This window comes from Sulfurimonas sp. (assembly GCF_026991475.1).
In the GTDB taxonomy this organism is placed as follows: Bacteria; Campylobacterota; Campylobacteria; order Campylobacterales; family Sulfurimonadaceae; genus Sulfurimonas.
The window spans coordinates 21825-29202 of the sequence record NZ_JALXBK010000006.1; the positions used below are offsets into that span (position 1 = coordinate 21825).

The window sequence follows — 7378 nt, forward strand, 5'->3', positions numbered from 1 at the left end:
ATATGTTTAGATTAAGTAATCTTATAAAGTCTGTTACAGCAGGAAAAAAAGAGAGAGTTCTCAATGGAAGTATCGTTATTTGGAACTTCACAAATCGCTGTAACTTGGCATGTCATCACTGTTATAGCTATGCAGATCCAAGTTCTGAAGATTTTTTAAGTACTGAATTTATATTGAATTCTATACCTGAACTTTTAAAAGCTGGTATTAAATTTGTTATATTCTCAGGTGGTGAACCACTTATTAGAAAAGATATTTTTCAAATATCTCAAGCTATGAGAGATGCTGGTATTGTCACTTATCTCTCAACAAATGGTTTATATGTAAACGATAAAAATGTTGATGAAATCATAAAAACATTTAATTATATAGGTATTAGCATAGATGGTATAGAAGATGTGCACGATAAATTTCGTGGGTTAAAAGGTGCCTATCAAAAAAGTTTAGCTGCCATTGCTCTTATCCAAGAGCATGGAGGTAATGCGGGTATTCGTTTTACTATTACCAATGAGACTAAAGAGAGTTTTTACTCCATATTTGAGTTAGCTGAAAGAATTGGTGTAGATAAGATCTACATATCTCATCTTGTATATTCAGGTAGAGGATTGGATAATCTCAAAATTGATATATCCAAAGAGGAAAGACGTCAATTTGTAGAGTTTATTATAGATAAAGCTTTTGAATATATTCGCGATGGTAAAGATATAGATATAGTTACTGGGAATATGGAAATGGATGCTCTTATATTTTTAGAAAAATTTTCTGAAAAATACCCTGAACTTAGAGATGAAATGATTAAAAGACTCAAAAGTTGGGGTGGAAATAGTGCAGGAAGAAAACTTGGAAATATTGATTGGATGGGAAGAGTAAAACCTGACCCATTTTTTCCATTTTATATTGGAAATATGACGGAGCGTCCTTTTAGTGATATTTGGTTAGATGAAGAAAATGATATACTAACAAAGTTACGTAAGTTTCCTAGAGACATAAGTGGAATTTGTTCTGAGTGTAATGTCATAGATATATGTAATGGAGGCTCTCGTAGTCGTGCGTATGCCATTTATGATGATTTATGGGCGCAAGATCCATCTTGTTATTTAACAGATAAAGAAAGAAAAGGAATTTAATGACCAGAGTTTACCTAACAGGCGCTGGACCTGGAGATATTGAACTTCTTACACTCAAGGCGCATCGCGTTATTAAGCAAGCAGATGTCATTATCTATGATAGACTTGCAAACCCTGAAATTTTAGAAATGGCAAAAGATGGTTGTGAGTTTGTTTATGTTGGTAAAGAAGATGGCAGACATACCTTACCACAAGATGAAATAAATGAGGTTATCTATCAAAATGCACTTAAACATAAAGTAGTCGTTCGCTTAAAAGGTGGTGATCCATTTGTTTTTGGACGCGGTGGTGAAGAGGGAGCATATCTTCAGGAGCGTGGCGTTAGCTTTGATATTATTCCAGGGATTACTTCTGCTATAAGTGTCCCAGCATATGCGGGTATTCCTGTTACTCACCGTGGAGTTGCAGTAAGCTTTCGTGTTGTGACAGGACATGAGTCTCCAAACAAAGAAGTCTCTCAAATACCTTGGGAAAATTTCAAGACAGACGATACCATTATCTTTTTAATGGGCTTACACAATCTTTCAAAAATTGCAGCAAAACTCATAGAGATTGGAAAACCCAGAGATTACCCTTGTGCCGTTATTTCAAAAGGTTCTACAAAAGATCAAAGTGTCGTTACTGGAACCCTTGACAATATAGTACAAAAAGCAAAAGGTGTCCCTACTCCGGCACTTATCATTGTTGGTCAGGTTGTTAAATTAAGAGATCAACTTAAATGGTTTGAACAACAATAATCTTTTTTTAAAAGTTCAACCAATCACCCTACACATAATAAAGTAATGTAGATAATGTCAAAGCAAAAAGAAAAGTAATTCCAACCATAACTATTCTTTTTTTTGACTCATCTATACCATATTTTTTTTCTAAATATTCACTAACAACTATCCCTGGATAAATTGAGAACAGAAACATTGGGAAAGTCATGACTAAAATGATGATTAAATCGTGCATATACATATAAATCCAATAAATTTAAAGTTTTTTTATAATTATTATTATATCATATTCATTACTTCTTTATAAGAAGAAATTACACTATATAAAAAAGGAATACAAAATGCGAAACAAATTTTTACGGCTAACACTTCTACTACTCTCTTCTCTAGTTATAATAGGATGTAGCACATCACCTAATCCAACTACAGACTATGTTCAACTTTCTCATAAGATGTCACTCTCAAAAGTACATCAACTAATAGTAAAAGCGGGTGAGGAAAATGGATGGATTATGACTGAATTTACAAATCATGCTATTTTAGCTGAAAAAATAAAAGATCAATCTTCAAAGGCGGTAACAATTCATTTTTCAGAAGATTCTTTCCATCTTACTCCGGCTAATAGTGATTTACAAAGTGCTATAGAAGATAAACTAAACGGTGAAAAATAAAGGATAATTTTGGATTTTTTCAAATATATACATGCAGTTGGAACGGGGGTCAAAGGTAATCGAGATTTAAGTTTTGAAGAGAGTAAAGATATGATGACTCAAATCTTAGACCAAAGCGTTCCAAATGAACAAATAGCAGCATTTTTACTTGGCTGGAGATTAAAACCTGAAACAACAGAAGAGTTTCGTGGTGCATTAGCTGCATGTGATGCAAACATCCAAAGAAGTGAGGTCAAAAATTCTATTGAACTTGGCTACCCTTTTGATGGAAAAGCAAAAAATCCCTATATATTTCCACTTGTTGCAAAAGTGTTAGAGAGTCACGGACTAAATCTCGTTGTCGCAGGCGATGAAAAACAACCGGCAAAAGATGGTATCACCATCAAAGAGATTATAACTCAAATTGACCTTACTGCAAATGTACACTATTTTGATAGGAAAAATTTCTTCTCTAAACTACATCAGTTAACAGGTATACGAAATAGACTTGGTCTGCGCACAAGCTTTAGCACTATTGAAAAACTTTCTGGTGTTACACAGAGTGACTTTGCTATCACCGGTATATTTCATAAACCTTTTGTTAAAAAATACAGTGAAATTTTAAAAGGAAGATATAAAAAGATTGCACTTATTCAAGGCAATGAAGGCACACCTGAGTTGTTCAGTAAAGGACGCTTATGGATGGTTGATGACCATAAAACACAAGAGTATATCATTGACCCTGAGCATTTTGGTATTCATTATAAAAAATCATGGGATAAAATCACACGTAAAGAGTCATTAGAACAACTCAACAATCCTTCAGATGAATATCTAAAACTGGCAGAGCTAAACGCAGCCATCTATCTTTTTGTTACTGAAAATGCACAAAGTATAGATGAAGCCTATGAAAAAGTAAAAGAGACTACTTTTTAGTTAAATTATACTCAACCAGCTTTCCATCAAGAGATTTTAAAAAAGCTTCTAGTGCATCTAGTTGCCCTTTAGTCATATCTATGCCTAATTGGTACTTCCCCATCATTTTTATTACTTCACGCAGTTCTTTTACACTTCCATTATGAAAATATGGAGCTGTTTTAGAAATATTTCTAAGAATAGGAACGCGAAAATAACAGGTTCCATTTTTACCCAAAAATCCACCTACATTTTTAAAGGGAAAAGGATGATACATCTTAGTATTAAAATGCATTTGTGAAAAGTGTCTTTTATGCGTCTTCTCATCAAAAGTTGTTGTCAAATCAATAATACTGTTATACGCTCGTAGCGGAAACTTTTGAATCTTTTGTCCACCAACAGCAGGACCAAAATGACAGGCTTTACAACCCATATCTATAAAAAGGTTCAATCCTCGTTTTTCTTCTTTTGTTAAAGTAGTCTCATTACCCTCTAAAAATTCATCATAAGAACTTCTCGTCACTAAAATCTTTTCATATGCTGCTATTGCTTTTGTAATATTGTCAAAAGTTATTTCATCTTCACCGAAGACTTTTCTAAATGCTTTAATATACTCTGGATTTTTCCCAACTCTTGACTCTATAAGTTCAGGAGTTGATGCCATCTCAAAACTTGCTTGTGTTGGACCTTGAGCCTGTTCTCGAAGAGATTTTAGTGTAGAAAAGTCTTTTGGAATTGGTCGAAGTCCTTTACTTAAGGCTTTTTCTCTGAGTTCCTCATTTGCATAGAGGGAGACTAATGCTAAAGTTAAAAACATAACTTTTTTCATCCCCTACTCCTCGTTTAAATTTACTAAATACCAAAAAATTTATGTAGCCACGTTCTCTCTTTTGTTGTCTTAATAAAAATCTTTGTCACAGTTTGATTGTGATCCCCTAAGACTATAACATCATTTGCAACAATTTTTAAATGTTTTTTACCCCATTTTTTGTCCAAATCATCCATTCTATAGAGTGCATCTGCTGCGTTTGGCTTCTCTTTTTCACCTGTTCTTGTATTAACAATAGCTAATCCACCCATTCTTTTTTCAAATTTATAAGGACTATAAACTTTAATTTCTTTATATATTCTATCCGCTTTTGCTGGCGGTGTAGCCTTTTGTATAGCTATAAATCCTAATGCAAAAAATGCAAACAATAACCCTAGAAAAAAACCTTTTTTTGCGTTCATCTAATTACTCCAACTTTCAATATATTTTTTTGCTTTTTCATCAAGCATTTTCATTCTCTCTTTACCCTTTGGCAAGCTTTTACGTAAAGATCTCATCTCTTGCAGAAATACCCCGATACTCTGCGGTATAAGATCTTGCAAATAATGTCTTAGATGTTTTGCCATTGCTGGTGAAGCACCCGAAGTAGAGACTGCAATAGTCAAATCATCTTGTTTAATATAAGATGGAAAAATAAAATCGCAATAATCCACAGAGTCAACTGCATTACACAAGCACTTGTAATTTTTAGACTCTTCAAAAATCTCAGCCTGCAGGGGAATATCATCAATTGCTACAATAACTATAGCATAATCAGATATATCTCCCTTTTTATAAGCGCGTTTTGCATACCCTAAACGCATCGTTTCAATCTTATGCATCATCTCAGAAGAATACTCTTTTGCGATTATATCTACATCGTTTGTGAAATCTAAAAGATGTACCAACTTTTCATAAGCAATATGTCCACCACCTATTAATAAGATTTTTTTATTATCTAGCTTCAAAAAAGCTGGAAAATATCCCATAATTACCCCATCTCTCACTATTTTTCCTAAAATCATACCATATTAACTTTAGAGTCTAAGAATATCCTATATAATAACAATATTTTATTGACAAATGTCAATTTAAAATAAAAAAAAGATAGATACAATCAAATTATTGAAAATTAATATAAAGTAGGATTATGAAACAAGAGATATTATCGAGAATACAGAAAAAATTTCCATTAAGCGCAAAACCATTTGAAGTAATTGCCAAAGAACTTGGGATAAGTGAAGAAGAGGTTTTGGAAATTTTACAAAATGAAAAAAGTGAGAGCATTATACGCCAAACATCAGCTATTTTTGATACAAAACGTTTAGGATATAAATCATCTCTCGTTGCGTTTAAAATTGATGAAGATAAAATTGATGATGCCGTTGCTATTATAAATAGTCACCCTGGCGTTTCACATAATTATGAAAGAAATCACGAATTTAATATCTGGTTTACTATGGCTGTTGCACCAGATTCCAAACTTGGACTTGATAAAACTATTGAAACTTTAGCTGCACTTACAGAGGCTGAAGATTACATCGTACTTCCTACTCTAAAACTTTTTAAAATCAATGTAAAACTCAATACAACAGGCAAAGATGATAAAAAAGAGAAAGTAAAGAAAGTAATTCATAAAGATATAGAGCTTACACCTTTGCATCACGAAATCATTATGCGCGCACAAAATGACATTGATTTTGTCAGTGAACCATTTAAAAATATCGTAGAAGAGCTAGATATTGATTATGAGACTTTTTTCTCAATTTTACAAGAGTTACAAGATGCTGGTGTAATGAGAAGATTTGCTTCCATCCTAAACCATCGTAAAGCTGGTTTTAATGCAAACGCAATGGTTGTCTGGGATGTCGATGAAGAAAATGGAGCAGCTATAGGGGAAAAAGCTGCTGCGTTTAGTGCTGTCAGCCACTGTTATCTTCGCCCAAAATATGAAAACTGGCCATATAATCTTTTTACAATGGTTCATGGAAAAACAACAGAGGAGACAAACGCAATGATAGCAGAGATGGCAGAAGAGATAGAGTCAAAATCACATATGCCCCTTTATTCATCACGTGAATTTAAAAAAGTGCGCATAGAGTACTTTACACCAGCATTTCAAGAGTGGGAGGAGAGATACAATGGATAGATTTTTTGAACTAGAAATTCCATATTTGGTTATTATGCTTTTTTTCTTGGCTGTTACTGCATTTGTAACAACGAGAGATTTTATGCCAAAAGTAGCATTTAAAAGAGGAATGATTGGAGTCTTTTCTATTTTTGCCATAATGATAGGCTTACATTATTATGTAACAAATAGCAGAATGGATGGTGTTAAAAAAATATTTAACAAAGGTGACACAATCATTTGTGAAAATAAAATGCGTAGAACAATCTCACAATCAGTGCTTATTTCCAAGAAACTAGGCTGGAGGATTGAGGGAGATTACTTTAAAAATCCTGACTTTGAAAGAGATTTTCATTTGGCAAGATGTGTTGACTATGCACCAATAGCTGCAAAAGAAAAAGCAACACCTACAAAAGGAAAATAGATGAAATATCTACTATTTCTTTTATTTACTTTAAGTGGTTTAAATGCGCTTGATCAGTTTACATCTTCTCAAGTATGTCAAAAATGCCACCCTGTCATTTATAACGAATACTACCAGTCACAACACAGAAAAGCTTCTATATTTTCAGATCCTGTCCATAAAGCAGTCTGGGACAAACATCCATTTAAGAAAAAAGGAATTTATGAGTGTGCTAAGTGTCATACGCCAAATGACAAAGTCATACTTACAAAACTTAAAAATCATGAAAAAGCACTCCCTATTAAAAATAGAGGACAACTCGAAGGTGTCTCTTGCGTTTCATGTCACAATATAAAAAGCATTCAAAAGCATGCCCAATCAAATGTAAACATCATAACAACAAATAAACACATTCTTTACTCTGCTAGAGAAAGTGAAAAAAGCAACAATGATAAAAAATACAAAATGCAAAAATCTCTTTTTGGTTTTGTAAACAAAGAAAGTGGCTCTCCTTATCATGACATAGACTTTACAAATGAAATTTTTTATAATGGTAATGTATGTATGGGATGCCATTCGCACAAAGAAAATTCACATAAGCTTCAAGTATGTACATCAAAAATAAGTG

At 33.0% G+C, this 7378-nt stretch carries 10 protein-coding genes; 7 read left to right on the forward strand and 3 right to left on the reverse strand.

Features of this window, described 5'->3' with window-relative positions; translation table 11 throughout:
- Nucleotides 1-2: 2 nt before the first annotated feature.
- The 4 genes from MV589_RS00440 to MV589_RS00455 all read left to right on the forward strand — a co-directional run bounded on the left by MV589_RS00440 (nucleotide 3) and on the right by MV589_RS00455 (nucleotide 3432).
- The gene (locus MV589_RS00440; RefSeq protein ID WP_297430997.1) at nucleotides 3-1127 is read left to right on the forward strand and encodes a radical SAM/SPASM domain-containing protein; all 1125 of its coding nucleotides are present in this window, start codon (nucleotides 3-5) and stop codon (nucleotides 1125-1127) included.
- Entirely contained in the window at nucleotides 1127-1864 is a 738-nt protein-coding gene (gene cobA / locus MV589_RS00445) for a uroporphyrinogen-III C-methyltransferase (RefSeq protein WP_297431000.1), read from the forward strand. The genes MV589_RS00440 and cobA overlap by 1 nt, the downstream gene beginning before the upstream one ends.
- A 323-nt stretch (nucleotides 1865-2187) precedes the next feature.
- Complete coding sequence (locus MV589_RS00450) at nucleotides 2188-2517, forward strand: hypothetical protein (protein ID WP_297431002.1); 330 nt, start codon at nucleotides 2188-2190, stop codon at nucleotides 2515-2517.
- Between the two features lie 9 nt (nucleotides 2518-2526).
- Nucleotides 2527-3432: a glycosyl transferase gene (locus MV589_RS00455; RefSeq protein ID WP_297431004.1), complete on the forward strand. Its 906-nt coding sequence runs from the start codon at nucleotides 2527-2529 to the stop codon at nucleotides 3430-3432.
- On the opposite strand, the gene MV589_RS00460 is transcribed toward MV589_RS00455, so the two are convergent.
- From MV589_RS00460 to MV589_RS00470, 3 genes are read right to left on the reverse strand one after another with little or no spacing between them, the layout of a single operon-like run.
- Nucleotides 3422-4240 (reverse strand): cytochrome-c peroxidase, encoded by an 819-nt coding sequence (locus MV589_RS00460; RefSeq protein WP_297431006.1) that lies wholly within the window; start codon nucleotides 4238-4240, stop codon nucleotides 3422-3424. The two genes, MV589_RS00455 and MV589_RS00460, sit on opposite strands and share 11 nt — an antisense overlap.
- A gap of 23 nt (nucleotides 4241-4263) precedes the next feature.
- Nucleotides 4264-4641, reverse strand: a complete 378-nt coding sequence (locus MV589_RS00465; RefSeq protein ID WP_297431007.1) for a hypothetical protein — start codon at nucleotides 4639-4641, stop codon at nucleotides 4264-4266.
- Complete coding sequence (locus MV589_RS00470) at nucleotides 4642-5226, reverse strand: precorrin-2 dehydrogenase/sirohydrochlorin ferrochelatase family protein (RefSeq protein WP_297431009.1); 585 nt, start codon at nucleotides 5224-5226, stop codon at nucleotides 4642-4644.
- A 143-nt stretch (nucleotides 5227-5369) separates the two neighbouring features.
- Between MV589_RS00470 and ahbA the strand changes: the two genes are divergently transcribed.
- The 3 genes from ahbA to MV589_RS00485 all read left to right on the forward strand — a co-directional run.
- Entirely contained in the window at nucleotides 5370-6368 is a 999-nt protein-coding gene (gene ahbA, locus MV589_RS00475; RefSeq protein ID WP_297431011.1) for a siroheme decarboxylase subunit alpha, read from the forward strand.
- Nucleotides 6361-6771, forward strand: a complete 411-nt coding sequence (locus tag MV589_RS00480; RefSeq protein WP_297431013.1) for a hypothetical protein — start codon at nucleotides 6361-6363, stop codon at nucleotides 6769-6771. Before ahbA ends, MV589_RS00480 begins: the two co-directional genes overlap by 8 nt.
- Nucleotides 6772-7378, forward strand: a 607-nt coding sequence (locus tag MV589_RS00485) for a multiheme c-type cytochrome (protein ID WP_297431015.1), incomplete at its 3' end; no start/stop codon positions are given.